Here is a 1,017-nt window from a genome sequence, read left to right on the forward strand (position 1 = left end):
TGGGACAGTAACACGTGGGCTCTGTCGCTTCGCTCCAAATTTTAGCCCACGTATTACTGCCCCTTATGTGGGTGTTAAATGCCATATGGAGCTTGGTGCTATGAAGGACAATTTGGGTGACTACCGTATTGCTGCTGTATCTACTCTCTCTGAAGATCTTCCTGAAGCATACCCAGGAGGTCCTAGTCACAAAGCTGGCACGCCGATGTATCAATCAAGCCTTGTACGAAATCAAAATGGGGAATTAGTAAGCTTAATTTTGCCAAGCTCAACAGCGATGGCTTTGAATCAATCTTTAAAAGCTGCTAATCGAGCTAATGAATTACGAAAGTTAATTACTTATATATCATCTTCAACACCCGAAGGGGCAGGCTTGGCAGTTTTGAGCGAGTGTCATGAATCACTTTTTGATTATTTCGAAGAATGTATGGTTGCAGTAACTTTTGCATATCAAACCCTAGAGCTATTTTGTAACCATTCTATTTCACGTCACATGAAAGAGGGTATGGAAATAAAGAGGAAGAAAAGAGAGTTTTTATCTCCGAGCGAACTTGAGCGCCAGCTATCGACAGAAGAGAAATTATCTGTTGTTTTACCCAAAGTATTAAAAACTAGTACTCCTAAGGGAAAGCGCCCGTGGGAACCCTACAAAAAGTTAAAAGTTGCCCGTGATGCAACTATTCATATGAAGTATTCTGATCAACAAGTTTTAAATAGCGATACACTATATTTCCAGTTTCTGAACAATAGTGACATTACAATTTATCCGCTAGCATCGATACAAATGCTACGCTGGTTCACAAAAGAACATTCACCTCGCTGGTTAGAGAAACTATCGAGCGAGTATGGCATTTAACAAACCAAGTAAGTGGGACAATAACACGTGGGCTCCCGTCACTTCGTTCCGTATTATAGCCCACATGTTATTGCCCCTTCTTGGGGCGTTATGTACCAAGGATAGTTCAATGGTTTATCGAGTAAAATGGAAAGAGCTTGCACGACACATGGTCAAGCAAT

General features: G+C 41.2%; 1 protein-coding gene. It reads left to right on the forward strand.

Going from position 1 to position 1,017, the window contains the following annotated elements:
- The coding region (locus tag V5298_RS20720) for a hypothetical protein (protein ID WP_332933297.1) at positions 1-856 on the forward strand (856 nt) is incomplete at its 5' end.
- Between the last annotated feature and the right edge of the window lie 161 nt (positions 857-1,017).

It is taken from the genome of Alteromonas sp. 14N.309.X.WAT.G.H12, from assembly GCF_036697315.1.
In the GTDB taxonomy this organism is placed as follows: domain Bacteria; phylum Pseudomonadota; class Gammaproteobacteria; order Enterobacterales; family Alteromonadaceae; genus Alteromonas.